The 26,877-nt window shown below is 42.8% G+C and carries 26 protein-coding genes; 7 read left to right on the top strand and 19 right to left on the bottom strand.

From position 1 onward, the window contains the following. Positions 1 to 175 precede the first annotated feature (175 nt). The 3 genes from I2C87_RS01475 to I2C87_RS01465 are packed head-to-tail and all read right to left on the bottom strand — an operon-like array spanning position 176 to position 3,364. Positions 176 to 1,528 (bottom strand): ABC transporter permease, encoded by a 1,353-nt coding sequence (locus I2C87_RS01475; protein ID WP_195323721.1) that lies wholly within the window; start codon positions 1,526 to 1,528, stop codon positions 176 to 178. Beyond that, the gene (locus tag I2C87_RS01470; RefSeq protein WP_006595919.1) at positions 1,528 to 2,223 is read right to left on the bottom strand and encodes an ABC transporter ATP-binding protein; all 696 of its coding nucleotides are present in this window, start codon (positions 2,221 to 2,223) and stop codon (positions 1,528 to 1,530) included. Before I2C87_RS01470 ends, I2C87_RS01475 begins: the two co-directional genes overlap by 1 nt. Then, on the bottom strand, positions 2,207 to 3,364 hold the full coding sequence (locus tag I2C87_RS01465) for an efflux RND transporter periplasmic adaptor subunit (protein WP_195323720.1): 1,158 nt from the start codon (positions 3,362 to 3,364) through the stop codon (positions 2,207 to 2,209). The genes I2C87_RS01470 and I2C87_RS01465 overlap by 17 nt, the downstream gene beginning before the upstream one ends. Positions 3,365 to 3,565: 201 nt before the next feature. Between I2C87_RS01465 and gorA the strand changes: the two genes are divergently transcribed. Then, positions 3,566 to 4,915, top strand: a complete 1,350-nt coding sequence (gene gorA / locus I2C87_RS01460) for a glutathione-disulfide reductase (protein WP_195323719.1) — start codon at positions 3,566 to 3,568, stop codon at positions 4,913 to 4,915. Positions 4,916 to 5,126: 211 nt separating this feature from the next. Here the strand turns inward: gorA and I2C87_RS01455 are convergent, their stop codons facing one another. Both I2C87_RS01455 and I2C87_RS01450 read right to left on the bottom strand, forming a co-directional pair. Then, positions 5,127 to 5,858 (bottom strand): cyclase family protein, encoded by a 732-nt coding sequence (locus I2C87_RS01455; protein ID WP_195323718.1) that lies wholly within the window; start codon positions 5,856 to 5,858, stop codon positions 5,127 to 5,129. Between the two features lie 338 nt (positions 5,859 to 6,196). Next, on the bottom strand, positions 6,197 to 6,409 hold the full coding sequence (locus I2C87_RS01450; protein ID WP_006597402.1) for a YdbC family protein: 213 nt from the start codon (positions 6,407 to 6,409) through the stop codon (positions 6,197 to 6,199). Between the two features lie 90 nt (positions 6,410 to 6,499). On the opposite strand from I2C87_RS01450, the gene I2C87_RS01445 reads away from it, so the two are divergent. Then, positions 6,500 to 6,829, top strand: a complete 330-nt coding sequence (locus I2C87_RS01445; RefSeq protein WP_040803002.1) for a hypothetical protein — start codon at positions 6,500 to 6,502, stop codon at positions 6,827 to 6,829. Between the two features lie 42 nt (positions 6,830 to 6,871). On the opposite strand, the gene I2C87_RS01440 is transcribed toward I2C87_RS01445, so the two are convergent. Both I2C87_RS01440 and I2C87_RS01435 read right to left on the bottom strand, forming a co-directional pair. Continuing rightward, positions 6,872 to 8,158, bottom strand: a complete 1,287-nt coding sequence (locus I2C87_RS01440) for a peptidase U32 family protein (protein WP_042361172.1) — start codon at positions 8,156 to 8,158, stop codon at positions 6,872 to 6,874. Between the two features lie 162 nt (positions 8,159 to 8,320). After that, positions 8,321 to 9,250, bottom strand: coding sequence for a peptidase U32 family protein (locus I2C87_RS01435; protein WP_006597381.1), 930 nt, complete (start codon positions 9,248 to 9,250; stop codon positions 8,321 to 8,323). 131 nt (positions 9,251 to 9,381) lie between these two features. Between I2C87_RS01435 and I2C87_RS01430 the strand changes: the two genes are divergently transcribed. Beyond that, a complete protein-coding gene (locus I2C87_RS01430; RefSeq protein ID WP_006595911.1) occupies positions 9,382 to 9,678 on the top strand; it encodes a DUF3270 family protein in 297 nt (98 codons plus the stop codon). A gap of 98 nt (positions 9,679 to 9,776) precedes the next feature. Here the strand turns inward: I2C87_RS01430 and I2C87_RS01425 are convergent, their stop codons facing one another. The 7 genes from I2C87_RS01425 to I2C87_RS01395 all read right to left on the bottom strand — a co-directional run bounded on the left by I2C87_RS01425 (position 9,777) and on the right by I2C87_RS01395 (position 15,660). Then, positions 9,777 to 10,247 (bottom strand): YtxH domain-containing protein, encoded by a 471-nt coding sequence (locus I2C87_RS01425; protein ID WP_195213720.1) that lies wholly within the window; start codon positions 10,245 to 10,247, stop codon positions 9,777 to 9,779. 15 nt (positions 10,248 to 10,262) lie between these two features. Then, positions 10,263 to 10,646, bottom strand: coding sequence for a DUF948 domain-containing protein (locus I2C87_RS01420; RefSeq protein ID WP_006595909.1), 384 nt, complete (start codon positions 10,644 to 10,646; stop codon positions 10,263 to 10,265). A gap of 11 nt (positions 10,647 to 10,657) precedes the next feature. Next, complete coding sequence (lgt, locus tag I2C87_RS01415) at positions 10,658 to 11,440, bottom strand: prolipoprotein diacylglyceryl transferase (RefSeq protein ID WP_195323717.1); 783 nt, start codon at positions 11,438 to 11,440, stop codon at positions 10,658 to 10,660. Beyond that, positions 11,437 to 12,369, bottom strand: a complete 933-nt coding sequence (hprK, locus tag I2C87_RS01410) for an HPr(Ser) kinase/phosphatase (RefSeq protein ID WP_023027089.1) — start codon at positions 12,367 to 12,369, stop codon at positions 11,437 to 11,439. The genes lgt and hprK overlap by 4 nt, the downstream gene beginning before the upstream one ends. Before the next feature lie 389 nt (positions 12,370 to 12,758). Then, complete coding sequence (locus I2C87_RS01405; protein ID WP_195323716.1) at positions 12,759 to 13,034, bottom strand: PspC domain-containing protein; 276 nt, start codon at positions 13,032 to 13,034, stop codon at positions 12,759 to 12,761. A gap of 60 nt (positions 13,035 to 13,094) precedes the next feature. Beyond that, positions 13,095 to 13,547: a SprT family protein gene (locus tag I2C87_RS01400; protein WP_048717399.1), complete on the bottom strand. Its 453-nt coding sequence runs from the start codon at positions 13,545 to 13,547 to the stop codon at positions 13,095 to 13,097. Then, positions 13,534 to 15,660 carry a Tex family protein gene (locus I2C87_RS01395; RefSeq protein ID WP_195323715.1) on the bottom strand — a complete coding sequence of 709 codons (2,127 nt, stop codon included), beginning with the start codon at positions 15,658 to 15,660 and terminating at the stop codon, positions 13,534 to 13,536. The genes I2C87_RS01400 and I2C87_RS01395 overlap by 14 nt, the downstream gene beginning before the upstream one ends. 119 nt (positions 15,661 to 15,779) lie before the next feature. Here I2C87_RS01395 and I2C87_RS01390 point away from each other — a divergent pair, with 119 nt between their 5' ends. The 4 genes from I2C87_RS01390 to zwf all read left to right on the top strand — a co-directional run bounded on the left by I2C87_RS01390 (position 15,780) and on the right by zwf (position 19,271). Further along, positions 15,780 to 15,926: an SPJ_0845 family protein gene (locus I2C87_RS01390; RefSeq protein ID WP_192831862.1), complete on the top strand. Its 147-nt coding sequence runs from the start codon at positions 15,780 to 15,782 to the stop codon at positions 15,924 to 15,926. Then, entirely contained in the window at positions 15,923 to 16,828 is a 906-nt protein-coding gene (locus I2C87_RS01385; RefSeq protein ID WP_048689512.1) for a permease, read from the top strand. Before I2C87_RS01390 ends, I2C87_RS01385 begins: the two co-directional genes overlap by 4 nt. Next, positions 16,825 to 17,640: a TIGR03943 family putative permease subunit gene (locus I2C87_RS01380; protein ID WP_048717404.1), complete on the top strand. Its 816-nt coding sequence runs from the start codon at positions 16,825 to 16,827 to the stop codon at positions 17,638 to 17,640. The genes I2C87_RS01385 and I2C87_RS01380 overlap by 4 nt, the downstream gene beginning before the upstream one ends. 164 nt (positions 17,641 to 17,804) lie before the next feature. Further along, complete coding sequence (zwf, locus tag I2C87_RS01375; protein ID WP_048689762.1) at positions 17,805 to 19,271, top strand: glucose-6-phosphate dehydrogenase; 1,467 nt, start codon at positions 17,805 to 17,807, stop codon at positions 19,269 to 19,271. Between the two features lie 63 nt (positions 19,272 to 19,334). Here the strand turns inward: zwf and ftsY are convergent, their stop codons facing one another. From ftsY to rnc, 5 genes are read right to left on the bottom strand one after another with little or no spacing between them, the layout of a single operon-like run. Continuing rightward, positions 19,335 to 21,005 (bottom strand): signal recognition particle-docking protein FtsY, encoded by a 1,671-nt coding sequence (gene ftsY, locus I2C87_RS01370; RefSeq protein WP_048689519.1) that lies wholly within the window; start codon positions 21,003 to 21,005, stop codon positions 19,335 to 19,337. Next, positions 21,005 to 21,826 (bottom strand): Cof-type HAD-IIB family hydrolase, encoded by an 822-nt coding sequence (locus I2C87_RS01365; protein WP_195323714.1) that lies wholly within the window; start codon positions 21,824 to 21,826, stop codon positions 21,005 to 21,007. Before I2C87_RS01365 ends, ftsY begins: the two co-directional genes overlap by 1 nt. Beyond that, positions 21,823 to 22,620 (bottom strand): HAD family hydrolase, encoded by a 798-nt coding sequence (locus I2C87_RS01360; RefSeq protein WP_048689525.1) that lies wholly within the window; start codon positions 22,618 to 22,620, stop codon positions 21,823 to 21,825. Before I2C87_RS01360 ends, I2C87_RS01365 begins: the two co-directional genes overlap by 4 nt. Beyond that, positions 22,610 to 26,155 carry a chromosome segregation protein SMC gene (gene smc / locus I2C87_RS01355; protein WP_195323713.1) on the bottom strand — a complete coding sequence of 1,182 codons (3,546 nt, stop codon included), beginning with the start codon at positions 26,153 to 26,155 and terminating at the stop codon, positions 22,610 to 22,612. Before smc ends, I2C87_RS01360 begins: the two co-directional genes overlap by 11 nt. After that, positions 26,146 to 26,847, bottom strand: coding sequence for a ribonuclease III (gene rnc / locus I2C87_RS01350; RefSeq protein WP_048689531.1), 702 nt, complete (start codon positions 26,845 to 26,847; stop codon positions 26,146 to 26,148). Before rnc ends, smc begins: the two co-directional genes overlap by 10 nt. Positions 26,848 to 26,877 lie beyond the last annotated feature (30 nt).

Genomic DNA, 26,877 nt, shown 5'->3' with positions numbered 1-26,877 from the left:
TCCTAAGTTATTCTCCCCTATTTTATCATATTTGACGGGGAAATACACTATTCTTGAGCAGGAAAAATGAAAAAAGGAATGGAAGGAAAGGGTTCCTTCTCCCTTTTCCATCACATTCCATTCATTCATGATCAAATTCTGCTTCATCCGAGTCAACTATGTAGGTCATTCATCCTTATTCATAGCGAAGAGCTTCAATCGGATCGAGTTTTGATGCCTTGCTTGCTGGTAAGATACCAAAGACAATTCCGACACAAGCTGAAAAGATGATACTTCCGATAGCCACTGACATGGAGACGACTGGTGGTCCTTCTAGAGCACCTGCGGCAGCTGTGGCGATGAGGGCATTGACACCATAAGCCAATCCCAGACCGAGAATTCCTCCCATCATGGTCAAGACCATGGATTCGATGAGGAATTGAATCAAGATTTTTCCACGAGTAGCTCCAAGAGCTTTTCTCAGACCGATTTCACGTGTCCGCTCAGTCACAGATACCAACATGATATTCATGACCCCAATCCCACCAACGAGAAGGGAGATTCCTGCAATCGCTCCAATGACTGTTGTCATAATACTGAGCATTTGATTGGTCTGCTCCAAGATACTATCCATGTTAAAGATTTGGAACTCTCCTTGGCGAACTCCCGATAACTCGGTTAATTTTTTCGCTGCTTCAATCCCAGTTGGTTTAATCTGTTTGACATCTGGGATATGCACCACAATAGTAGAAATTTCTTCTGTTCCAAATTCTGAAGCTACTTGGGTATTGGCCATCAAGGCACTTCCTCCAGAAGAAACACCATACAAAGCAGATCCAGCATTTGGATCCTTGAAGATCCCTACCACCCGATAGTTGTTGTCTCCGACAGCAATCACTTGGTTGAGGGCACTTTCCGTCCCAAATAAGGTCGAAGCTAAGCCTTCATCCAACATGATGACCCGTGAGAAACTCTGATAATCTGAAGGATTCAGTTTTCTTCCTGAAACCAATTCAAATTTTCTTACTGAGAAATAAGTATCATTGACTCCCATGATATTGACCCCTTCAGATTTTTTCTTCTGATAGGAGATAGTGGCATTGGCCGTATTTCCAACATAGTAGCCATCAATACCAGGAATCTTGGTTAATTCCTTGACCCATTCTTCTTGAACGACGGGTGGTGTTTCAAGGATTGGGTTGTCAACGTCTTCGCTACTTTCCTCTCCATAGCCAGCTGGCGGTGACATTCCTTGGTCTTCTTCACTAGCAACACCGCCTTCGCCACCACCTTCTGCGCCTCCTTCTTCTGAGACAGGTTCTGGTCCAAGATTAAAACCAGTCATGTAGCCACTCTTTCGGGCGGAATAGGAAATCTGAACATATTGTTGATCCTTGGTAAAGGTCTTAGTCACTCCCGCTTTCATCCCATCTCCGAGAGCCATGATGACAACGACTGAGGCAACCCCGATGATAATCCCTACCATGGTTAAGAACGATCTCATTTTATGTCCCATAATGGAACTAATAGCGAATTTCCAGTTCTGCATCAGGCCCTCCTTTCGTTGCGGCTATCCGAAGAAATCACTCCATCTCGAATGACAATCTGACGTTTGGCATAGGCAGCAATCTCCGTTTCATGGGTCACCATGATGATAGTTTTCCCTTCTTGATTGAGGGCTGTCAAAAGCTCCATAATCTGATCGCCGGTCTTGGAGTCAAGAGCTCCTGTTGGTTCATCCGCTAAGATAATAGAAGGATGATTGACCAAAGCACGCGCGATGGCCACCCGTTGTTTTTGCCCTCCAGACAATTCCGAAGGAAGGTGGTGCATCCGCGTATCTAGCTCAACTTTCTTTAAAAATTGTTCAGCTAATTCTTTTCTTTTAGAAGGATTTACTCCTGCATAAATCAAGGGAAGCTCGACATTTTGAAAGGCATTGAGTTTCGATAGGAGAAAGAATTGTTGGAAGACAAAGCCTATTTGCTCATTGCGAACCTGGGCTAATTTCTTCTCACTAAGATTTCCTACTTCTTCCCCCTCTAGCCTGTACTCACCGCTGGTCGGACGATCCAGAAGACCAATGATATTCATTAGGGTAGATTTCCCAGAACCGGAAGGTCCCATAATAGCTAGAAATTCCCCTTCTTCCACATCTAAATGGATATCCTTTAATACCTGTAGGGTTTGATCGCCATTTTGATAACTTTTATTGATGTTTTTCAGCTCAATCAATTTTGTCATATTTTCCGACCTCTTTCCCATCTTCCAAATCTCCAGAAGGGTTGATGATCACTTGCGCATCTTTCTTCAAACCAGATAAGACTTCTTGATTTTCTGCATCTGCATTTCCTAAGGTAACATTGACTTTTTTAGCCTTGCCAGCTTCAATCGTCCAAACATAGCTTTGATCGCCGTCTGATAAGACACTTGTCACAGGAACTAAAGGATGGATGGTTGAACTTTTTACTTCAATATTGACAGAGAAACCTTGTTTCAAATCACCAATCTCACTGGTAATATCGACCGTAAACGGATATTTAGCTCCCCCTGTTCCTTGTCCAGAACCTGCGGCATTTGCACCAGCCTGACCAGCATCTGTCGGATAGTTGGCAACGTAGCTAATCTTTCCAGTCCATTTTTTCCCAGGATAGACCTTAGAGGTTAAGGTCACTTCCTGACCAACTGAAATGTTGGCTAGATTGTACTCAGACAACTCACCTTTTACTTGAAGGTTACCATTGCTGACGATATGAACCAGGGTTTGGTTGGTTCCGGTTGTTGATTTGGAAACATCTTTATTGACTTCTACAACCGTTCCATCTGTACTACTTTTTACGGTTGTAGCATCCAACAAGGCCTTGGCTTTTTCCATATTGGCTACTGCATCTGCACGAGCATCGCGCAAATCACCCACTTGTGTATCCAAGGAGCGTTGGGCTTGAGAGGCCGAACTACTATCTGCTTCCTCATCCCCTGTTGTATCAATTGTCACTCCATTGGTCAAGAGATCGTTCAATTGACGATCTGCCTTATTGACCGCACGTACCGCCGCGTCATAGGCAGATTGCGCTTCTGTACTACTATATTGAACAATAGCTTGGCCAGCGGTTACTTGATCCCCGACATTCACTAGGATGGATTGCAAATCTCCTTTGGTTCCGTCAAAGTAAATATATTGTTCTTGATTGGCTGTGACCTTACCTGTCAATAGAACAGAGGAAGCAATCGAACCTTCTTTCACGGTTTGTACCATAGGTGTCATATCGACCATTTCTTCAGGGCCACTACCTGATTTTCCAAAAGCAAGCCAGCTCCCCATTCCTACAACTGCTATTGCAGCACCTGTCGCTGTAATAATTTGCCATTTTTTAAATTTCTTCATTTCTTTCCTCCAGTATTCGAAAGCGTTTCAATTTATAAGTTTAGTATATCATATTTCCTCATTTTTCAATTCAGAATCATCTGTTTTGCACGTTTTTTTTTGCTATCTTGTTTTCTCCTCCTATTCAACGATGGTAATTTCTTGATTTTTGTAACCTTTGTTGTTACAATGAAAGTGTAAATCAACAAAGGAGTACTGACCATGAAAGAATTTGATATTATCTCCATTGGTGGAGGTAGCGGAGGGATTGCTACCATGAACCGAGCTGGAGAACATGGAGCCCGCGCTGCTGTTATTGAAGAAAAACAACTAGGTGGAACCTGCGTTAACAAAGGATGTGTCCCTAAAAAAATTATGTGGTATGGCGCCCAAATTGCTGAAGCCATTCGTGATTACGGTCCAGATTATGGGTTTACTTCTGAACAGTCCAATTTTGATTTTGCGACCTTAAGAAAAAATCGCGAAGCTTATATTGATCGGGCTCGTTCTTCTTATGATGGTAGTTTTAAACGAAATGGTGTGGAGTATATCCAAGGTCGCGCACGCTTTGTCGACCCTCATACAGTTGAAGTCAACGGGGAAACCATCAAGGCTAAACACATTGTGATCGCTACAGGGGCTCATGCTTACATCCCAGATCTAGCTGGAGCAGATCTAGGAGAAACCTCTGACGATGTCTTTGCTTGGGAAGAACTACCAAAATCAGTTGCCATTATTGGCGCTGGCTACATTGCGGTAGAACTAGCCGGTGTCCTCCATGCCCTTGGTGTTAAGACAGACCTCTTCGTTCGAGGGGATCGTCCTTTAAGAAAGTTTGATTCTTACATTGTCGATGGCTTAATGGAAGAGATGGATAAACAAGGATTGCCTCTCCATGCTCACAAGGTTCCTGTTCAACTCACGAAGGAAGAAAATGGTCAAATCCGAGTCTATTTCGAAGACCAAACATCTTTTGTCGCTGATCATGTCATCTGGGCAACAGGGCGCAAACCAAACGTCCAAGACCTCAATCTAGAAGCTGCAGGCGTCACCTTAAATGAAAAAGGATTCATTGCAGTAGATGAATACCAGAATACGGTTGTTCCTGGCATCTATGCTCTTGGAGATGTCACGGGCGAAAAAGAATTAACTCCTGTCGCTATCAAGGCAGGGCGTACCCTATCCGAACGTCTCTTTAATGGAAAAACCGATGCTAAAATGGACTACGCAACCATTCCTACCGTTGTCTTTTCTCATCCAGCGATTGGTACAGTCGGTCTCACTCAAGAAGAAGCCGAAAAACAATATGGAAAAGACGCTATCAAGGTCTATACTTCAAGTTTCGCCTCTATGTATTCAGCTGTGACCCAGCATCGTCAGTTGGCTAAATTTAAACTCATCACTGTAGGACCGGATGAAACCGTTGTCGGTCTCCATGGTCTTGGGTATGGGGTAGATGAAATGATCCAAGGATTTGCTGTTGCTATCAAGATGGGAGCCACAAAAGCTGATTTCGATGCGACAGTCGCTATTCATCCAACTGGATCCGAAGAATTCGTTACTATGCGCTAATATTAGAAAAGGTTTGTTCGACAAACCTTTTTCTTCTGTTTTTATTTTAATGGATCATCATTGGAGCTACCATAGTCTAATCTTTCATTTTAACTTTCTTTCCTTACATTTTTGTAAGATAACAAGGTTTGACAAGATATCTTTCAGATTCACTAATAGATTTCAACATCCATATAAAAGAGCCTGAAGATACGCTTCAGGCTCAGTTTTTTTAAGGCAAGATAGCAATGGCACGGACAGGTGAACCAGTTGCCTTGTCCCAGTGAGGGAAGGCAATTGAAATCAAGGCACCTACGGCTGGCACTTGATCCAAGTGGTTCAAGACTTCTACTTGGTAGATATTTTGCTCCAAAAGGTAGTATTCATTGACCAAGCCGTGTTCTGCTGCTGGAATACCAGCATCTGTGTCAAAGGTTTCATGACCCACAGCCTTGACATGGCGTTCATGAATCAAGAATTCCAAGGCTTCACGGCTCCATCCTGGACTTTGTTGAACCCCATTTTCATCGAGGTTACGCATAGCATCTTGATCTGGCCAACGTTTTGACCAATCACTACGGAAGGCAACAAAAGCTCCTTCTACAATTTGTCCATGTTCAGCTTCAAAATCTAAGATATCTTGTTTGCTCAAGATAAAGTTTGGATTCGCAGCAACTTCTTTAGACTTGTCGATAACATAGAGTGGCAAGAGGAGATCTTTAAGGTCAATCTCATCCAACCAACGGCCCCCTTCTACAAAGTGAATTGGTGCATCAATATGCGTTCCGTATTGACCAACCACTGTAAATTTTTGAACATGGAAACCGTCTTTTAATGTGAAGAGGTCTTCTTGTTTCAAGGCAGGAAGGGCAGGGAAGTGTGGACTTTCTGCATTGATTTGGTGACTCAAGTCCACCCATTTTTTTGCTTGCAATTCTTTATAAATACTTAGTAAATCTGACATATGGATTCCTTTCCTATAAGTGCTACATGAGATAAACGAATAAGGTTATTATAACAGTCCATCCCATCATCCACAATGATTTGCGTTAATCTTGTTTTCTTGAATAGGATATAGTTTCAAGCTATAATTATTGAAAACATCAAAAAAGAGGCCCGGACAAAAGTCCTAGCCTCTCAATTGTCTTTGGATTATCGAGCAAGACGCAGTGGTTGAGTGGGCTCTACCACGCTGATTTCATCAGCTTTTACAGCCCTACTCAACTATGCGGAGGTGGGAAGACGAAATCGAATTCTAACGAATTACCGATTTCTGTCCCACTCTCTTTCTTACTCAGTCTATTATTGTTTAAATGCATCTAGCAGAACTTGGAATTCTTCATTGGTGAGCGTGATCCCCTTGCCCATCTTCGTATGGTCTGGGCTCCAAGTTCGGATATCATACTTGGCAGGTGCTCCATTAAAGCTAACCCGGTTTAACTCCTTGGTCCATCCTTTTTCATTTTCAGATAAGACCAAGAGTTGTTCTTCAATTTCAAAACTAAAATCTGCCATTTAATACTCCTTTCAATGTCTTTCACCTTAATAATTCGTAAAAAATTTTACAAAATGAATGAAATTTTCTATAATATATTGTATCAACTTATGGAGAATTATGCTATGAAAAGATTTCTTGAGCTTCTCAAGGACCGAGCAAATGAATTTTTCAACGATAAAACCTCTCAACCAGCTCCTTTAGAGGATGGTAAAACGATTCAGATTATTGAACTGGCCCTTCGAAAAAAACAAGGAGTCCATGTCATCTTCCAAAATAAGAGTTTTACAGGCGATATCGTGAAATATGATCAGGAACGAAAACAACTCATTGTCAAGAATTTTAAAAAGAGTATGTCAACCATCATTCGAATTTCTGACATTCAAAAGATTAGTCTCGTTCCACATACGATTCGAATCGCACAACAAAAAACACCGTAAACTTCCAAGCTTGGGAAGCATGCGGTGTTTTTTTTTTACGTTTTAGGCACGAACTGTTTGGCTGGTTCCATCTTCTTTATAGAGGTTGATCAAGCCTTCTTTGAGTGCACGGATCATATCACCTGGTTCAACTGGTGTTGGCATATGAATGGTCAATAACTCCATCGGATTTGGAGCCCGATCAATTTTATTTCCCTTGGCATCATGTAAATCTTCAATGACTGTTTCAAAATGGCGGAACCCAGGTCCGTAAAATTCTACTTGGTCTCCTTCATTGATGACATTCCGTTGTCGAATGGTCGCAATTTGCTTGTCCGCATCATAGGCTACCACTTCTCCGACAAACTTGTACTCTGGAATCTTCCGACGAGCCCCAAACAGTTGCTCGTTTTCAGATGGTGTTCCATAATAGAATCCTGTAGCTAACTCACGTTGGGCTACCTTCCACATTTCATCAATCAAGTCTTGCTTAATCGCTTCAAACTTTTCAGGACTTTCCAAATAAGCATCAACAGCTGCCTTGTAGCAGTTCGTTACAGTAGAGACATAGTGAATGGACTTCATCCGACCTTCAATCTTGAGGCTGTCCACTCCATTTTCAATCATATCAGGGATATGGTCAATCATCGACATATCCACAGCTGACATCGAGAATTCTTCAGGGATTTCCCCTTTGAGACTCTTACGTTCTTGGCCAAATGGCATATCATAGAGATCATACTTCCAACGACAAGATTGGGAACATCCTCCACGGTTGGCATCCCGCATACTCATATGATTGGACAAGGTACAACGGCCAGAGTAGGAAATACACATTGCTCCGTGAACAAAGGCTTCAATCTCAACGTCCGTCCGCTTACGAATTTCCGCTAGTTCTTCCATTGAAACTTCCCGAGCCAAAACGACCCGTGTCAAGCCCAAGTCTTTCCAAAACTCGAGGGTTTCATAGTTGGTGGCACTAGCTTGGGTAGAGAGGTGAATTTCCAAGCCGGGAGCCTCTGTCGCTGCGATGGTAATCAAGGCAGGGTCTGATACAATGACCGCTGCGATTCCGATATCCCGTAAGCGACGGAACCATTCACCAGCTCCAACTTCATTTCCTTCATGCATGACCATATTGGCTGCAACATAGACCTTGGCACCATACTTGGCCGCAAATTGGACACCTTCTTCCATTTGCTCAAAGGTGAAGTTTCCTGCACGGCTACGAAGACCATAGGCCTGACCACCAATGAAGACTGCATCCGCACCATAGCGCACAGCAACCTTTAGTTTTTCAAGTGTTCCCGCAGGTGATAGAACCTCAGGACGTTTCAATTGTTTTGTCATCATATCTCCTAGTATATTACAAGTATATTAGTTAGATTATCAATCTTGTCTATTTTATAGCAAATCCAGCCGAAAGGCAATGGTTTGGGAATTGTTTTGACAATTCTCATTCTTTACCATCACTAAAAAGGAAGGCCCGCACTCTTGGCAGGCTTTTCTCCTTTATTTAACCATGTCTGGATCGTAATCATAAAATCCAGTGTCAAGGAAACGATTCTTAGGATGCAATTGGTGAATCTGCTCATCCAATAAGAAGGCTTGATCAGATGTGAAAGTCCCAGCTTCTAGAAGCTCACGTGCTTTCACAAAACACTTGGCAATTTCCACAAAGTTTTGACCTGGCGTATAAATCCCCTCTAACTTCCAGTGGGTAAAACCATGCTCGACTAACTCAGAGAGTTTGGTCATCAAATCCAGGTCATTATTGGCAAAAATATGAGTTCCATGCTTGTCCTCAAAGATAGAATAGTGGCTTTCTGGATCTCCTGGTTCTGCCAAAAAGAGATCGCGCTCTCTCGTCTTTTCGTCATCGATGTGCGTAAAATTGTAGTAATTCTGCAAAAGAGGACGTTTGGAATGATGAATCACACTGGCCCCATAAACCAATACCTCAGCAGGAATCTCTAAGATTTCTGGCATTTTGAAAAGCTCTGCAGATGGGATTTCTCGAGCAAGAACAGCTTCTGAAGCACCAGCCTTTTGTCCCCAGAAATTGATCTGACGGCTACTTGTCACCATGGTAGAAGCATCATAAATGGTTTTAAAGCTGTAGCCATCCCGCTTCAATACATAAAAGACGCCTGCATCTCCTACCGTGATATAATCAACGTTTATCGAAGCAAGGAAATCTAAAAATGGTTTGATACGATCCATCATGTCTTGGTGCATCAAGGCATTGACAGCCACTGTCATTTCCTTACCTGCCGCATGGACTAGATCAGAAATTCGACTTAATTCGTCATACGAGAAAGTGTGAGGAAGTCGTAATCCAAATTCCTTTTCTCCGACATAAATACGGTCCACACCTACTTCTAGAAGGGCTTGAACCTGTTCAATACTTTCAGCTGTAGCTGTAATAATTATCTTTTTCATGAAAACTATTATACCAAAAAAGTCATTTTGCTCTCTAAATTTCTTAATTTTGTAAAAATTGTAACAGTTTTGTAACATTTCTATGCTTGAAATCGTGTTAAAATAATAGAGTACTGTTAGGAGAGAGAAATATGCCCGCAAGAAAACTTAGAGTTGTTGAAGAATACGACTATGTCGAAGTCCCTCTTCAACAAGAGAATACAACAACTAATTATGATTTTAACCTTGATACTGAACCAGCTCCGCAATTAAGTGAGCTACTATTTTTCCTTAATATTGCTGTGTTTTGTGTCTTAACTGTTTTATTTAGTTTCGTCTTTTTATCAATGAAGATGAATACCTTTTTTGCTTTTGCCTCAGCAATTGCTTGTAGTTTGGGAAGTATCCAAGCTTTCCGCATTTTCCAGTTAAAACGGAAAAAGGACTAAGATGAATTTTTTAGCCTCCTTCGGGAGGCTTTTTGGCATTTCCCATCCACGTTTGTCATTGTATAAGAGAAATCCCTCACCAATGGTGAGGGATTATTTTATTCTTCTTCTACAGCTGTTTCTTTGATCTCTTCTTCCACTTCTGGAAGAGCTGTTTCTTCTTCCAATTCAAGGACAATCTCTTCACTTTCTTTTTCCTGTTTAGGCTGGAAAGGACTTGCTTGATTGCCGGTCTTTTGCTGGATTTTTTCCTTAATCGTTTGGATAGCATCTTGTGAAAATTCTACCACATCCTGCGTCTTATCTTTCACTGTCTCGATAACAGTGTCTTTGTTGATCTCGCCACTTTCAACTTTTTCCTTGGTTTGCTGAATAGCGTCTGATGCTTGCTTGGATAGTTCCATTGCAGATTGTTTCACAGAATCATGAACTTCTTGTGGGTTCTCTTGGTATTCTTTTATAAAACCTTTGACTTTACCAGTCAACTCTTTCCCTTTTTTGGTTGTCAGGAAGTAGGCTGCGGATGCGCCAGTGATCGTTCCAATTAATAATGATGATAAACGTCCCATAAGGTACCTCTTTTCTTATTTAAATAATTTCATAGCCATGCGAGCTGCTTTTAATCCGACGGATGTTTTAACAGTCTTTCCACCAACAACGACAGCTTTTTTGCTAATCTGACGAGCCTGATCATTCAAATCTGATACAGATACAGACAAATCTGCCACTGCAGTGAAGAGTGGATCAATGGTTGCAACCTTTTGATTCAAATCTTCTGTCAAAACATTCACTTTTGCTAACAACTCATTGGTTTGGTGTAAGGTTACATTCACATCTGATGTCAAGGTCTTAATCGTTACCTGAGTCTCATCTACAACTTTTCCAATCTTTGAAAACAAGATAATCAAGTAGATGACCAAAACTACTAAAGCTAACCCTAAAAGCCCATAGGCAATTTCAATAAACATTTCTTTTCTCCTTAATCTATTTCCGTTCTATAATATGGTGCATTCTTTTTTCGTTGATAGATCATGATGCTGATTCCAAGTAGGATGAGGAGTAGGGAAAGCCATTGTGAAACTCGAATTCCCAAAAACATCAAGCTATCTGTCCGCATTCCTTCAATAATCATTCGACCAAAGCCATACCAGATCAGATAGAAAGCAGTAATTTCGCCCTTTCTCAAAAGTTTCGGACGACGACGCAAGTAAAGAATCAGCACAAAACCAAGCAAGTTCCAACAAGATTCATATAAGAAGGTCGGTTGACGGTAATGTCCATCAATAAACATCTGATTCCGAATGAAAGAAGGTAAATAATCTAAATTCTTAACAATGGCTCCGTAGGCTTCTTGGTTAACAAAATTGCCCCAACGGCCAATACTTTGAGCAATCATGACACTCGGTGCAGCGATATCTAAAAAATCAACCGGGTCAATCAAACGACTGCGTGAAAATAGGTAGAGGACTAGAGCCCCTGCCAGGAGTCCACCATAGATAGCAATCCCACCGTTCCATACGGCAAAAATCTCTCCTGGGTGTTCCCTGTAATAAGACCATTGAAAAATAACATAGTAAAGACGGGCCCCTATGATCGCTACTGGAAAAGCAATCAGAATGAAATCAATAATATCGTCTGACTCTATGCCTTTACGAGGGGCTTCTTTCATAGACAGGATAACCGCCAAAAGGAGACCGAGGACGATACAAATCGCATACCAGCGAATGCTAAAGGGACCAAGTTGAATGGCTACTGGATTCATACTTTCACCTCATTCTGATCAATCAACTGGGTCAATCGATCTTCAAAGGTTTTAGTAGCATCATATCCCATTTCTTTGGCGCGGTAGTTCATCGCAGCTGCTTCAATGACAACGGAAATATTGCGACCTGTCTTAACAGGGATGCGAATTCTTGGAATAGTCACTCCACAGAACTCAATTTCTTCTGCATTATTGCCAAGACGATCGTAGGTTTGTTCCTTGGTGTAGTTTTCCAAATAGACAGCGATTTGAACTTGAGAAGAATCTTTAACTGCACTGGCACCATAGAGACTCATGACATCAATGATCCCTACTCCCCGAATCTCTAGCATATGGCGTAGAATTTCAGCGGGCTCACCCCACAAGGTCATCTCATCACGGGCGAAGACATCTACCCGGTCATCTGCTACCAAACGATGGCCTCGTTTGACGAGCTCTAACCCAGTCTCACTCTTCCCGATTCCACTATCTCCTTGGATCAGAACCCCCATGCCATAGATATCCATCAAGACACCATGGACACTAGTTCTTTCCGCAAGGAGAGAATCTAGGTAGCTTGACAGTTCACCAGACAGGCGACTAGTTGGAACGCGACTGCTTAAAATCGCGATTTGCTTTTCCTCAGCGGCGCGAAGCATTTCTTCGGGAACCTCTAGATCCCGCGCGATGATGAGTACCGGTGTTTCCGGCTGGAACATCTTTCTCAAAACTTGGTGACGATTGTGGGAGGTCATCTTGATGAGGTAAGACCACTCTTTCATCCCAACCAATTGAATTCGTTCTGGAGTATAGTAATCAAAATATCCTGTCATTTCAAGTCCAGGACGTGAAATATCTGCCGTTGTGATTTCTTTTTCAAATAGGCTTTCATTGCCGTACACAACCTTCAAACGAAGCTTATCAATTAAATCTCGGACTGTTATTGCCATAGGCTTCTCCCTTTTTGTTTTCTCTTACTATTATAGCAAATTATCCCAGGTAAGACTTGCTCAAGCATCTTTTTTTGGTATCGAAACTGATGCTATTATTCTCACACTCATTCCAGTACCCTTTGATGTTTCTCTTTATCCTTGTCATCCCATTTTTCCATCGTTTCTTCTTTTTATAAAAAAGATGAGAGTGGGACAGAAATCGGTAATTCGTTAGAATTCGATTTCGTCGTCCCACCTCCGCACAGTTGAGTAGGGCTGTAAAAGCTGATGAAATCAGCGTAGTAGAGCTCACTCAACCACTGCGTCTTGCTCGATAATCCAAAGACAATTGAGAGGCTAGGACTTTTGTCCCAGCCTCACATTCTTATTCGATTCATGAAAATTCTTTAAAAGAATGGATCATCGTCTTTGATTACCTGTGCATCCTTCCGTTTGCGAGGTCCGAGGCTATACTTTTCTCTTTCAAGGTCTTCTTTATACGGCAAGGAGAAGGCACACAGGCAATAAATAGCCAAGCCTACAAGCCCATAAGCATGAAAGATACTAAAGAGCACAAAGAGAAAACGCAATAGGTTTGCATCGAGCCCAAATCGATCCGCTAGTCCAGCAAATACTCCGAAAACGATTCTGCCTCGACGTAATTTATAAAAAGTTGGATTCAAGGGCCTACCTCCTATTATTTTAGAACAGTATATCCCGAAATCAAGTCACTGTCATCCGACTCAAGGCCGATTTCCTGGATCAATTGTCCCTTGATACTTAAGTAGTCCTCTACACCGCCCACAGCGGTACTTTTGCAGATCAATCTGCCGCTTTCTCCTGAATTCTTGCCCACAGCTCGTACAAACATAAATCTTATAGTTTCCCTTATCAACTGAAGGGGCATACCGCAAGCCGTCTACTTCTCTAAGCAAGGTCTTGAAGTCCTGATCCTGATGGCGATAGCCCTTTTTCATATAGTAGAGATGGTAGTGACACAACTCATGACGGACAATCTTTCGAAAAATTTCCCAGCCATATATCTCTAGGATTCTAGGATTGAAATCCAGATGGCCATCTTTAGGAAAGAAGCGACCGCCGGTCGAACGCAAGCGAGGATTCCAGATGGCTTGGTGAAGAAAAGGGCGACCAAAATCTTCCAGCGATACTTCTTGAACGTATTTAGTCAGATTCATGTGGTGCCAAGAGGGAAAGATTTACTTTTTCCCGTTCTAAATCAATCTTGTAGACCCAAACGGTCACTAGGTCACCAACTGAAACAACTTGACTTGGATGCTTGATAAATTGCTGGCTCATCTGTGAAATGTGGATCAAACCATCTTCATGAATCCCAATATCGACAAAGGCTCCAAAGTCAACAACATTGCGGACAACTCCTTCTAGTTTTTGACCAATCTTCAAGTCTTTCAAATCAAGAACATCCTGGCGAAGGACAGGAGCATCAAAAGAATCACGTAAATCGCGACCTGGTTTAAGAAGATCTGCGACAATATCTTTCAAGGTTTCAGGGCCAATTTCAAGTTCCTGGGCCATAGAAACCGTGTCAATTTGTTTCAACTTGGCTTGGGCCTCTTCATCCATCTCCTTGATGCCTAGTAAGGTAAAGAGCTTCTTCACTGCAGGGTAACTTTCTGGATGGACCCCTGTACGATCGAGGAAATTCTCACTTTCTGGGATCCGTAAGAAACCAGCTGCTTGTTCAAAAGCCTTGGCTCCCAGACGAGGAACCTTTTTAATCTGTGCCCGAGAAGTGATCAACCCTTCTTCTTCCCGGTACTTCACGATGTTCTCAGAAATGGTTTTATTGAGACCAGCCACGTGAGACAAGAGGGCTGGACTAGCTGTGTTAATATTAACTCCGACTTGGTTTACCACGGTATCGACTACGAAATCAAGGCTTTCAGATAATTTCTTCTGGCTGACATCATGCTGGTACTGGCCGACTCCGATAGATTTTGGATCAATCTTAACCAACTCAGCCAGTGGATCCTGCAAACGACGGGCAATGGAGATGGCTGAGCGCTTTTCAACTGTCAGTTCTGGAAACTCATGGCGAGCCAATTCACTAGCTGAATAGACAGATGCCCCGCTCTCGTTCACAATGACATAGCTGACATTTGGAACTTCCTTGAGAACTTCCGCAACAAAGGCTTCGCTCTCTCGACTAGCCGTCCCGTTCCCGATCGCAATGATTTCCACGCCGTATTGACGAATCAGCCGTTTCAGTTCTTCTTTGGCCGCTTCAATTTGTGCTGGTTTAGCCGGCGCAACAGGGTAAATCACCTGGGTGGTCAACATCTTTCCTGTCTGATCGACAACAGCTAATTTAGCTCCTGTCCGAAAAGCTGGGTCAAATCCCAAGACCACGCGCCCCTTGAGGGGAGCAATCAGCAAAAGGTGTCGAAGATTTTCAGAGAAAAGCTGAATGGCTCCATCTTCTGCCACTTCTGTCAGTTCTGTCCGAATTCGACGCTCCATAGCTGGTAGCATTTTCTTTTTCAGAGCCTGGTTAATGACTTCTTCAATGTAGCTATTATTCGATTTAAATCGGGCTTCAAAGTGACGAATCAAACGGTCTACAGGATGCTCAAATCCAACCTTTAATACCCCTAATTTCTCTCCACGGTTTAAGGCCAGGGTTCTGTAGCCCTGCATGTTTGCAATCTTCTCAGAAAAATCATAATAGATTTGGAAGACTTGCTTCTCGTCTTTGCTTTCATCCTTCAAGCTAGAGGTGATCAAAGAGTGTTTGCGAATCTCCTGGTAGGTAAGGTTGCGCAATTGTGGGTCTTCTGCAATGGCTTCGACTAAGATATCGATAGCACCAGAGATTGCATCTTTTACAGTTGGAAATCCTTCAGATAGGAATTCTTCTGCTGCTGTTTCCAAGTCCTTTTGATCTTGCAGAATCATCCGAGCAAGTGGAAAAAGTCCTGCCTCACGCGCAATGGTTGCCTTGGTCCGGCGTTTTTCCTTGTAGGGAAGATACAATTCTTCCACATCCGCCAATTTTTCAACTTGCTCAATCGCTTCTTTTAAGGCTGGGGTCAGTTTCCCAAGCTCTTCAATCTTAGCGAGAACAGTTTCTTTCCGATCGGCTAGGGCTGTTAAAGACTTGTCCATGTCGATAATAGCTTTAATGGCTACTTCATCTAAATTCCCTGTAGCATCTTTTCGATACCGAGCGATAAAGGGGATGGTGGATCCCTCTGCTGTCAAGGTCAAAACAGTATCAATTTGTTTGAGACTGACGCCCAATTCTTGGGCTATTTTTTCATATTTTTCCATAACTTCTATTATACCATAGAAGGCCTTCTATACTGCTTTTTCATCTTACTTTTGGACTTGATTTTCCCCTCTTTTTTGAGAATTTGATATAATGAGAAAAAAAGAAAAGGAGACCTATCATGGCGATTAAATTTTCAAAAACAGACGATTTAGACAAACTCTTTGAGGAATTTGCTGTCTTCCCAGATCCCCCTCAAGTCACTTTACCAGATGACAAGAAGAATGAAACAACAGGGGAAAAAGAGCAGAAGGATTCTGACAAATGAGTTTCTTCCAACAACTGCCAATCAGTGTCCTTCAGGCTGGAGCGATTTTTCTTTCGATTATGATTGAAGCCCTTCCCTTTGTTTTGATTGGAAGTATCATTTCAGGGGCGATTGATGTCTACATCACCCCTGAAAAAGTCTACCGAGCCCTTCCCAAAAATAAATGGGGGAGAATTCTATTTGGGACCTTGATTGGCTTTATTTTCCCTTCCTGTGAGTGTGGTATCGTCCCCATTATCAATCGCTTTTTAGAGAAGAAGGTGCCTAGCTATACAGCTGTGCCCTTCCTAGTGACAGCCCCAGTTATTAACCCCATTGTCCTCTTTGCCACTTATTCTGCCTTTGGCAATTCTATTCAAATGGCTCTCTTACGAGCGATCGGCTCTATCCTGGTGGCGACTGTTCTGGGAATTTTCCTAGGTTTTTTCCAAACAGCTTCTATTCAACGGGCCAACCGCAAGGAAGTCCATATTCATGACTTTTCAAAACTATCTGCCGGTCAACGCTTCTTCCAAGTGTTTGTGCAGGCCATTGACGAGTTTTTCGACACTGGACGCTATCTGGTCTTCGGTTGTTTATTTGCCAGTGTGGTTCAGGTTTATGTGCCAACTCGCGTGCTAACTTCTATTTCAGCGACGCCACTCCTAGCCATACTCCTCCTTATGCTTCTCTCCTTCCTCCTCTCCTTGTGTAGTGAGGCGGACGCTTTTATCGGCTCTTCCCTTCTCTCGAGTTTTGGCTTAGCTCCCGTTTTAGCCTTTCTGGTTATCGGACCTATGTTAGACGTCAAGAACCTCTTGATGATGAAGAATTATCTGACCAATCGCTTTATTGTCCAATTCATTAGCATCGTCAGTCTCGTTGTCTTGGTTTATGCTTGGTTTGTGGGGGTGGTCCTATGATTCGATTTCTCATTTTAGCAGGCTATTTCGAAATTACTATGTATTTGCAGCTTTCTGGTAAGCTCAACCAATACATTAATATGCATTATTCCTATTTAGCCTATATCTCTATGATTCTTTCCTTCCTCTTGGCTGTCGTCCAGCTCTATATTTGGATGAAGAATCTGCCCGTTCATAGTCACCTCACCAGTAAAAAAGCCAAAGTCATGAGTATTCTTCTGCTCCTGATTCCCTTGATTGTAGGGATTGGCTTCCCGACAGTGACCTTGGATTCCCAAACGGTTTCAGCCAAGGGCTATCATTTTCCCATCGCGGCTGGCTCTTCCAAAGATATTCAAAATGATGAGGGGACAACCAACCAATACCTCAAGCCAGATACTAGCAGTTATTTTACCAAGTCTGCTTATGAATCTGAGATGAGGGCTGCAGCCAAGAAGTACCTCAAGCAAGATCATATCCAGATCACGACAGAAAACTATATGGAAGTCATGGAAGTGATCTACGACTATCCAGATGAATTTGCTGGAAAAACCTTTACCCTAACCGGCTTCATTTATAAGGATCCCCAGGATCCGGGCAGTCAGTTCCTTTTCCGTTTTGGAATTATCCACTGTATCGCTGATTCAGGAGTCTATGGTTTGTTAACCAAAGGAGCCTCCCAAACCTATGACGATAATACCTGGGTCCAGGCTACTGGAACTCTCAAGATCCAATACCATAAACAACTTGGCCAAACCCTTCCTATCTTAGAAATAAAGGAAGCCCACTCAGTAGAAAAACCTACGAATCCTTATGTCTATCGGGTCTTCTAAAGGACGTTAAACATCTCTCGGTTGTGACCTTTCAGTCCAACCTTTTTTAGTGGCTTCTTCCACTTTCATTCTCTTTTAAAGTCCGAATCCTTTTACTTTCAAAGAGAAATTTTCTGAATTTTATGGTAGAATATGGTTTATCAAGTTAGAAAATAGGTATGAACATGTCCTCAAAAGTAATTGTAACCATTTTCGGGGCCAGTGGAGATTTAGCTCAACGCAAACTCTACCCTTCCCTTTTTAGACTCTATAAAGCCGGAAATCTTTCCGAGCATTTTGCAGTGATAGGAACTGCTCGTCGACCTTGGAGCAAAGAATACTTTGAATCCGTTGTCGTTGAATCCATTTCGGATTTAGCAGACAGTCCTGAACAGGCGCAAGAATTTGCCAGCCATTTTTACTACCAAAGCCACGATGTCAATGATACGGAGCACTACATCAAGCTTCGTGAACTTCAAAATCAGCTCAACGATACCTACCAAGCTGAACATAATAAACTCTTCTTCTTATCCATGGCACCTCAATTCTTTGGTACGATTGCCAAACATTTGAAATCTGAAGGCATTGTGGATGGAAAAGGCTTTGAGCGTTTGATCGTTGAAAAACCATTTGGAACGGATTTGGAAACAGCTAGTCAGCTCAACAAAGAACTGGAAGAAACCTTTGAGGAAGAGCAAATTTTCCGGATCGACCATTATCTTGGTAAAGAAATGATCCAGTCCATCTTTGCCCTCCGCTTTGCCAACCTAATTTTTGAAAACATCTGGAATCGTGACTATATCGACAATGTTCAAATCACTTTCGCAGAACGACTAGGAGTCGAAGAACGTGGTGGCTACTATGATGAATCTGGTGCCCTTCGCGACATGGTCCAAAACCATACCCTTCAACTGCTTTCTCTTTTAGCTATGGACAAACCAGCTTCCTTCACCAAGGAAGACATCCGTAAAGAGAAGGTGAAAGTCTTTGAACAATTGGTCAACCCATCTGATGAAGAATTAAAGAAACAATTTATCCGAGGTCAATACCGTTCTGGAAAAATTCAAGGGAAAAAGGACATCTCTTACCGTAGTGAACCAAATGTCAACCCTGAATCCATGACCGAGACCTTTGCCTCTGGAGCCTTCTTTGTGGATAGCGATCGCTTCCGTGGAGTACCTTTCTTCTTCCGTACAGGAAAACGTCTGACCAAAAAGGGTACCCATGTCAATGTCGTCTTCAAACAAATGGACTCTATTTTTGGTCAGGAAATTGCACCAAACGTGCTTACCATCTACATTCAACCAAATGAAGGTTTCTCTCTCAGTGTCAACGGAAAAGAAGTTGGCGAGCAGTTCCAGATTGCTCCCATTTCCTTCGACTATGTAACAGAAGCTACTGCAACTGGTGCTTCTCCAGAGCCTTACGAAAAGTTGATCTATGATGTCTTGAACAATGACTCAACCAACTTCAGCCACTGGAATGAAGTTAGAGCCTCTTGGCAGTTAATTGACCGAATCGAACACCTGTGGGCTGAAAATCAAGTCCCTCTTCATGAATATAAATCTGGAACCATGGGACCTCAAGCTTCCTTTGACCTCTTGAAGGATTACAATGCGGAATGGGTCTGGCAACCAGCAATTGAAGAATAAATTGTCCGACTGACTAAAAGTGCAACAAAAAAACTCATCTCTTTCTTGAGATGAGTTTTTTGTTTATATCAAGCCTTCTAACAAGCCACGCATAAAGTTTTCAGAATTGAATTCACCGATGTCATCAATTTTTTCACCAAAACCGATTAATTTCACTGGAATATCCAATTCTTCTCGAATGGCAAGAACCACTCCTCCTCGAGCTGTTCCATCAATCTTAGTGAGGACGATACCAGTAATCGGCGTGATCTTAGAGAATTCCTTGGCTTGGACCAGGGCATTTTGTCCTGTAGACGCATCCAAGGCCAAGAAGGTTTCATGAGGGGCTGTAGGATCCACGCGCTTGATAATGCGACCGATTTTTTCTAATTCAGCCATCAGATTGTCTTTATTCTGAAGGCGACCAGCCGTATCAATCATCAAAACATCGACTTGTTCTGCCACTGCTCGTTCCATCCCATCAAAGACCACACTTGCAGGATCTGATTTTTCAGGACCTGTGACAACGGGCACATCCACACGACGTCCCCATTCAGCCAACTGAGCAACAGCTCCTGCCCGGAAGGTATCTGCTGCGACTAGCATCACTTTTTTCCCTTCCTTCTTGTACTTATGAGCTAGTTTTCCGATAGAAGTGGTTTTCCCAACGCCATTCACTCCGACGAAGAGCATGACGGTCAAGCCGTCCTTAAAGTTGATTTGCTCATTGTATTGGCCATCTTTTTCATAGAGATCCACCAATTTTTCAATGATCACTCGACGCAAGGCATCCGGCTTCTTGGCATTTTCCAAGCGTGCTTCATAGCGGAGCTCTTCCGTCAGATTCGAAGCGACTTGGACTCCGACGTCACTCATGATCAAGAGTTCTTCTAACTCTTCAAAGAATTCTTCATCGACAGAACGGAAGTTAGCAAAGAATGCATTAAGGGCAGCACCAAAGCCAGTCCGAGTTTTCTTCAAGCTTCGATTGTATTTTTCTTGAACCGTTTCTGTTGGTTCAGCAATCTCTGGCTCACTTGTCGTTTTTTCTACTAAAGACTCTTCTTCAACTTCTTCTGAAATTTCAGGTTCGCTAGTAGGTTCCTCTACTGACAATTCTGCTTCAAGCTCTTCTGTATCTTCAGGTTCGCTAGTTGTTTCTTCTACTGGAGTGTCTTCTTCAAACTCTCCTGTTTCTTCCTCTGAACTTTCAGTAGTTGCTTCTTCAATTACTTCCTCGGGTTCTTTGGAAAGACTTGAAGTTTCATCTTCTGTTTCATTCTTTGCAAGAACATCTTCTTCAAAGGATTCTTGGGGAAGATCTGATGAAGAATTCAGAGGCTCATCTTCAAGATTCTCTTCTTGTAAAGCTTCTATTTCTATAGTTTGTTCTTCAGGAACAGGGGCAGGCTCGGTTACTTCCTCAGGAGAGCTATCCTGCTTCACTTGAGAAGGGTCCTCTTCCTCGATAGCTGTTTCCTGATTTACAGGCTCTTCTGAAGGAACTTCTTCTTCAATAGATGCTGTCGACTCTTGCGATGATCGCGCTGATTCGGCAGCCATTCGCTCTTTTAATTCTGCATAGTAGGCTTCCATTGCCGAAATCTTTGCTTCATCACTTTGTGAAGCCTTTTGAGATACCGGCTCAGCTGGCGAGCTTGCTTTCTCAGGGCTTTCCACAAGCTCTTCTGTAAGATCCTGAACTTGTGGTTTTGTTTCTTCTTTTCTTCCAAATAGTCGGTCAAATAATCCCATTATTGACCCTCCTTCAATACATATTCTTCAATCGCTCTTCCGACTGCATCTTCATCATTGGTGTAGTCTGAGACTAGTGTGGCAATCTCTTTCACCTTATCCACCGCATTAGCCATGGCGATTCCTAGGCCTGCCCATCTTAACATGCTGGCATCGTTGGCTTCATCTCCACACGCCATGACTTGGCTAGCATCGATTCCTAAATACTCCACCAAAGCTTCCAAGCCTCGATCCTTTTGAACGCCTTTGGGGCACCATTCCAAGAGCATGTCTCTGGATTTAAAAATCTCAAAACGCTCCCTTAATTCAGGAGAAATCTTTGGAATAGCGCCATCCAAATAGTCCTGTTGAAAGGCCGTTACACACTTATTGTAGGAAATCTGACTGGACAAATCTTCAATAGAAACGGGAATAAAGTTCAAGTAAGGATTATAGAGAGGGTAAAGAGATTCTTGATCAGATACAAGTGTATAAACAACCCCTTCGCTGATGGCATCTAGGGGCAAACCAAGGGCCTCTGTCTCCTCATAAATACGGACGACATCATCACGAGAGAAAACTGTCTTCGCAATGATCTCCCCTGTATTCTTTTGTACCAAGCCACCATTAAACGTAATGGTGTATTCATCTGACAAGCCGGCAGTCCCAATCTCTTGAAGCAGAAAATCCATAGCCTTGAGGGGACGACCCGTCGTCAAAACTACCTTGATCCCTTTTTCTTGAGCTGCACGAATGGCAGCTAAGTTCCGAGGGGAGATTTTCTTATCTGAGTTTAAGAGAGTACCGTCCAAGTCTAGTGCGATAACCTTAATCTGACTCATAATTCTTCCTCCATGAAGCGAAGGACAGATCCTGTCGAATGGTGAGCTAATACTTTTTCAGCCAATTCCAAAATCTCTGGACGGGCATTTTCTGGCGCAATTGGATGGCCAACAACCTGCATCATATGAAGATCATTGAGGTTATCCCCAAAAGCTAGGACTTGATCTCGACTAATGCCTAGCTGATCCATTAGTGCTTGGATGGCGACTCCCTTGTCCACATAATCCAAGACAATATCAATGCACTCATAACCAGTGGTCATAGCCTTAACACCCTCAACATTTTGGGTAACCCAGGCTTCCCCTTCCGCTAATACTTCTTGGTCAAAATTGGTGGTCATCTTAAAGACAAGATCATCAATTTCTGAAAAATCAGACACCATTTGAATATTTTCATTGTAGTTTTGTGAAGCAGCTAGATAGTCTGGATCAACGGTTTTTAGAACATAGCTCCCACGTTTTCCCGTTAACAAGCACTTATTTTTATCAAAATAAGGACTTTCTTGTAACTTGGCAAACATGGCTTGGTAAAATTCAGGACTCATGGTCGCTTCATAGACATCTTCACCATGAAACTCAACAACACTGCCGTTTTCAGCTATAAAAATAATCTGATCCTGAACCTCTTTAAAGATTGTCTTCAAAGAGAGGAGAGGCCGACCACTTGCTGCCGCAAAGTAGATCCCTTTTTCTTGAAACTTCTTTAATACCTTTAGGAATAAAGCTTGATCAAATTGATGATTTTCATCCAAAAAGGTCCCATCCATGTCTGTTGCGACTAATTTAATTTCCATTATCCATTCCTTCTATATCTTTCAGCTTCACAGATACAATCTTAGAGACTCCAGATTCTTGCATGGTCACTCCGTAGATGGAATCTGCTGCCGCCATGGTTCCCTTACGGTGGGTGACCACAATAAACTGACTTTCCTTATCAAAACGATTGAGGTAATCCCCAAAACGTTTAACATTGGCCTCGTCTAGAGCCGCTTCTACCTCATCCAAGATGACAAATGGAATAGTCTTGACACGAATGATTGAGAAGAGCAGCGCCAATGCTGACAAAGCTTTCTCCCCACCACTCATCAAATTCAAGGATTGAATTTTCTTACCTGGCGGTTGAACAGAAATCTCGACCCCAGCAGACAAGAGATCCCCATCCGTCAAGATGAGATCTGCTGATCCTCCCCCAAACATCTGTTTAAAGGTTATTCGGAAGGATTCACGAATCGCTTCAAACGTAGACTTAAAGCGTTCTTTCACCTCATCATTCATGTCATTAATGGTTTCAAGAAGAAGATTCTTCGCTGCCAAGACATCTTCTCGTTGACTGGAAAGGAAATCAAACCTAGTCTTGACCTCATCGTATTGTTCGATAGCATCAATATTGACAGGTCCTAAGGCTTTAATCGTTTTTTCCAAGTCTTTTAAGACTTGCTCAGACTGAGCTAGATTTTCTAGTTCGTTGGCCTGATTAGATGCCTCTTCAAAACTCATCTTGAATTCATCGGTCAGAGCTAACATCAATTTATTTAGCTTATCCGCCAAGCGATCACGATTGGATTCTGCTTTGGCCTGTAGGCGAATCCACTCCTCATTTTGACGACGGGCTTGTTCCATATGACCCGCTACATCTTCAGACTGGCCTTCCAAATCCTCTAATTCAAATTGCTTACGAATCACAGCTTGCTCCAGAGCGGTTTTCTCTTGAAGGGTTGCTTGCAGTTGTTTTTCAAGGACAGAAACATCGATTTGCTCATGTCGATCTTCTCCCTGCTCAATCGCATATTGGAGAGCTTGGATTTCCCGTTCAGTAGAAGCCAACTCTTGCTGCAAGCGTTCGGAATCTGTCTGGTCATAGGTCAATCGACTCTTCAACTCTGTTTTTTGTAATTGAAGCTTGGCAATGGCTACTCGTAAATTTTCAATTTTCTCAACAACGACATCTTTATTGAGCTTGACTTCTTCAATCTCAGCAGTGACTTGCTCTTTTTCCGCCTCAATTTCTTTCAGCCGCGCTTGCAAGTGATCCCGTTTTTGGAGGAGCTCCTGGTCGCTACCTTCATCCAGCTCTGTACGGATAAGTTCTAACAGTTCTTGGGCATCCAAGAGTTGCTGGTGAGCTTGCTCAAAAGCTAATTGAAGGCGTTGCTCTTCTAGTCGCGCCACTTCTCCTTGGCCTTTCAAAGATTCTAGTTTTTCTTGTGATTGGCTCACTTGGTCCTGTTGCTCTTGAACCTGCCCTTCTACTTCTCGCAAGTTCTTCTGAAGAGAGGCCAATTCTTGGTGCAAGCGATCCAGTTCTGGCTTGATAAAAATCGAATTATTGGTTCGATTCGCTCCCCCTGCATAGGAACCACCCGTGCGCAGTTCGGTTCCATCGAGCGTCACGATACGAACTTGGTAGGCAACTTTGCGAGCAGCCGACTTGGCGTGCTCAATTGTATCAAAAATAGCTGTGACACCCAAAAGGTTTTGAAAAATCGACTCGAGGGAAGGATCATAGTCCACCAAACTGCTAGCCATCCCTAGGAACCCTGGACAGGCTTCAATCAGTTCTTGATTCTTTCCTGCAAGGTGACGTGGTTTAATGGTTGTCAAAGGAAGGAAGGTTGCCCGACCCGAGCGATTCTTCTTCAGATGTTCGATTGCCCGTGTTGCTGCTCCTTCGTCTTCTACGATAATATGCTGACTGCTAGCTCCTAGAGCAATCTCTAAGGCAGTCTGATACTCTGGTGAGAAGGAAAGTTTTTCACTGACAGCTCCCACGATCCCACCTAAGCGAGCCGCTTCTTGCAAGACACTCTTTACGCCCGCATAAAAATTACTATGATTTTTTTGAATCGCCTCTAAACTGTTAATGCGAGCCTGTTTTTCCTTACTTTGATCCAGTAAATCAAACATCTTGGCTTGCGCTTCTTGATAAGCCTGGCGAGCTTCCTCAAACCGTTTTGCCTCTGATTGATAGGTCTCAAGCAAGTGTTTCAGATGCTCTTGAGCTACTTGATAAGCTTCTTGAGCAACCTGGTCTTTTTCCTGCAATTCTCTTACGATTTGAACTTGCTTTTGAAAGTCTTCTTTCTTGCTCTGAGATAATTGAGCTGAGGCTTCCAGTTGATTTTCAATGGTTGTTAATTCGTTTGATCGCTCCGCTTCATCCTGCATCAAGGCCACGTATTTTTCACGTAAATAATCGATTACCTGATCTGGATCTTCTGAGAAGCTGGCCAACTCTTTCTCCAGACCTTCCAGAGCTACTTGGCTCTTTTGTAGTTCTTCTTGAAGACTCTTTGTATTGGCTTGTTTTTCTTCCAACTGGTTCCGAAGAACTTGTAGGCGCACTTCCAGACTATTGACCCGCTCTTGATTTTCCTGACGACTTCGAGCGACCTGTTGGGACTCCAAGCGTGCCAATTCGATTTGTTTCTCCAAATCACTTAAGAGACGAGTCAATTCCAAGAGGCTAGCTTGATCATCTGACAATTGGTGTTGAAGAGTCTGACGACTCTGTTTCAATCGGAGACTTTCCGCCTCATACTCTTCTCTTTTCTGGTAATAAGCCTTTAATTGCTCTTGGATGGAGGCTTCTTCTTGGACGGCTTGATCATAGTCTTTTTTATTGACTTCAATTTGTGCAATCAAAACATCCAAATAAAGAACCTGGCGTTGTTGATCCAATTCTAAGAAACGTTTGGCCACAAGGGCTTGCTTTTCAAGAGGTTTGATTTGCCCCTCTAACTCAAAAATAATGTCTTCTAGACGGTCCAAATTATCTTGTGTCTGAACCAACTTAGATTCTGTTTCCTTGCGACGCGTCTTAAATTTAAGAACCCCAGCAGCTTCCTCAAAAATAGCCCGTCTCTCTTCTGGTTTGGAATTAAAGATTTCTTCAACCTTCCCTTGAGAAATAATAGAGAAAGAATCTCTCCCAAGTCCAGTATCCATAAAGAGATCATGGACATCTCTCAAACGGACTTTCTTGCCATCAATCTTGTATTCACTATCACCCGATCGATAAATATGACGCTCCACGCGGATTTCTTTAGCAGCTTGTTTGATAAAGCCATCCCGGTTATCCAGTACTACCGTTACGCAGGCGTAGTTTAAGGGTTTCCGAGTTTCAGTCCCAGCAAAAATCACGTCCGGCATCTTGCCACCACGTAGGCTCTTGACACTCGATTCACCTAAGGCCCAGCGCAGACTTTCCGTAATGTTCGATTTTCCAGATCCATTAGGGCCAACCACTGCGGTTACCCCTTGGTCAAAGATGACTCGGGTCTTATCTGCGAAAGACTTAAATCCTTGAATCTCAATTTCCTTTAAATACATGAGGGATCCACCTTATTCTCCACTGCTTTTTTTGCTGCTTCTTGTTCTGCAGCCTTTTTAGACCGGCCACGTCCTTGACCGATGATTTTCCCATTGACAGACACTTGCACTTCAAACTCCTTGGCATGAGCCGGTCCTGATTCACTCGTCACCTCATAGGTAATCAAGACATCCCCATGGATTTGAAGGATTTCTTGCAAGCGCGTCTTATAGTCAATCACTTGCTCAAATTGACCTGCCTCGACTTTAGGAATCATGACTTGCTGAATGAAGTTCCGCACCATCTCTACTCCCTTATCCAAGAGTAAGGCGCCTAAAAAAGCTTCAAACAAATCTCCTAAGATGGTATCTCGGTTACGTCCACCAGATTTTTCCTCTCCCTTGCCAAGTTTGATAAATTGATCGAAACCACAATCACGGGAAAAACCTGCCAGGCTTTCCTCACGAACAATCATGGAACGCATTTTTGACAAATCTCCCTCTGGCTTACTTGGGTAGAGGGCAAATAAATATTCGGAAATCACTAACTGGAGAACAGCGTCTCCTAAAAATTCCAAACGTTCATTATGTGAAATTTTTAAGAGGCGATGCTCATTCGCATATGAGGTATGTGTAAAAGCTGTTTCCAACAATTCTGTATCGTCAAAAGTCAGCCGAAATTTCTCAGCAAGAAGGTTATATAAGGCTTGCATCACGTTACTACTTTCTTTCTTCATTTATGC

The sequence above is a fragment of the Streptococcus sp. 1001283B150225_161107_H12 genome, assembly GCF_015552665.1.
Classification (GTDB): Bacteria; Bacillota; Bacilli; order Lactobacillales; family Streptococcaceae; genus Streptococcus.
The sequence above is the reverse complement of the archived record's forward strand: the minus strand, read 5'-3'. Positions and strand labels throughout refer to the sequence as shown.

Bases quoted from the DNA above. Each gene is read 5' to 3' on its own strand.
- I2C87_RS01475 (WP_195323721.1), bottom strand. From the start codon at position 1,528: ATGCAGAACTGGAAATTCGCTATTAGTTCCATTATGGGACATAAAATG.
- hprK (WP_023027089.1), bottom strand. From the start codon at position 12,369: ATGGCAATAACAGTCCGAGATTTAATTGATAAGCTTCGTTTGAAGGTT.
- I2C87_RS01420 (WP_006595909.1), bottom strand. From the start codon at position 10,646: ATGTTTATTGAAATTGCCTATGGGCTTTTAGGGTTAGCTTTAGTAGTT.
- I2C87_RS01395 (WP_195323715.1), bottom strand. From the start codon at position 15,660: ATGGAAAAATATGAAAAAATAGCCCAAGAATTGGGCGTCAGTCTCAAA.
- I2C87_RS01435 (WP_006597381.1), bottom strand. From the start codon at position 9,250: ATGAAAAAGATAATTATTACAGCTACAGCTGAAAGTATTGAACAGGTT.
- I2C87_RS01450 (WP_006597402.1), bottom strand. From the start codon at position 6,409: ATGGCAGATTTTAGTTTTGAAATTGAAGAACAACTCTTGGTCTTATCT.
- ftsY (WP_048689519.1), bottom strand. From the start codon at position 21,005: ATGGGATTATTTGACCGACTATTTGGAAGAAAAGAAGAAACAAAACCA.
- I2C87_RS01360 (WP_048689525.1), bottom strand. From the start codon at position 22,620: ATGGAAATTAAATTAGTCGCAACAGACATGGATGGGACCTTTTTGGAT.
- zwf (WP_048689762.1), top strand. From the start codon at position 17,805: ATGTCCTCAAAAGTAATTGTAACCATTTTCGGGGCCAGTGGAGATTTA.
- I2C87_RS01445 (WP_040803002.1), top strand. From the start codon at position 6,500: ATGGAGAATTATGCTATGAAAAGATTTCTTGAGCTTCTCAAGGACCGA.
- I2C87_RS01465 (WP_195323720.1), bottom strand. From the start codon at position 3,364: ATGAAGAAATTTAAAAAATGGCAAATTATTACAGCGACAGGTGCTGCA.
- gorA (WP_195323719.1), top strand. From the start codon at position 3,566: ATGAAAGAATTTGATATTATCTCCATTGGTGGAGGTAGCGGAGGGATT.
- I2C87_RS01455 (WP_195323718.1), bottom strand. From the start codon at position 5,858: ATGTCAGATTTACTAAGTATTTATAAAGAATTGCAAGCAAAAAAATGG.
- I2C87_RS01400 (WP_048717399.1), bottom strand. From the start codon at position 13,547: ATGAATCTGACTAAATACGTTCAAGAAGTATCGCTGGAAGATTTTGGT.
- rnc (WP_048689531.1), bottom strand. From the start codon at position 26,847: ATGCAAGCCTTATATAACCTTCTTGCTGAGAAATTTCGGCTGACTTTT.
- I2C87_RS01470 (WP_006595919.1), bottom strand. From the start codon at position 2,223: ATGACAAAATTGATTGAGCTGAAAAACATCAATAAAAGTTATCAAAAT.
- I2C87_RS01425 (WP_195213720.1), bottom strand. From the start codon at position 10,247: ATGGGACGTTTATCATCATTATTAATTGGAACGATCACTGGCGCATCC.
- I2C87_RS01385 (WP_048689512.1), top strand. From the start codon at position 15,923: ATGAGTTTCTTCCAACAACTGCCAATCAGTGTCCTTCAGGCTGGAGCG.
- lgt (WP_195323717.1), bottom strand. From the start codon at position 11,440: ATGAATCCAGTAGCCATTCAACTTGGTCCCTTTAGCATTCGCTGGTAT.
- I2C87_RS01440 (WP_042361172.1), bottom strand. From the start codon at position 8,158: ATGACAAAACAATTGAAACGTCCTGAGGTTCTATCACCTGCGGGAACA.
- I2C87_RS01365 (WP_195323714.1), bottom strand. From the start codon at position 21,826: ATGAGTCAGATTAAGGTTATCGCACTAGACTTGGACGGTACTCTCTTA.
- I2C87_RS01430 (WP_006595911.1), top strand. From the start codon at position 9,382: ATGCCCGCAAGAAAACTTAGAGTTGTTGAAGAATACGACTATGTCGAA.
- smc (WP_195323713.1), bottom strand. From the start codon at position 26,155: ATGTATTTAAAGGAAATTGAGATTCAAGGATTTAAGTCTTTCGCAGAT.
- I2C87_RS01390 (WP_192831862.1), top strand. From the start codon at position 15,780: ATGGCGATTAAATTTTCAAAAACAGACGATTTAGACAAACTCTTTGAG.
- I2C87_RS01380 (WP_048717404.1), top strand. From the start codon at position 16,825: ATGATTCGATTTCTCATTTTAGCAGGCTATTTCGAAATTACTATGTAT.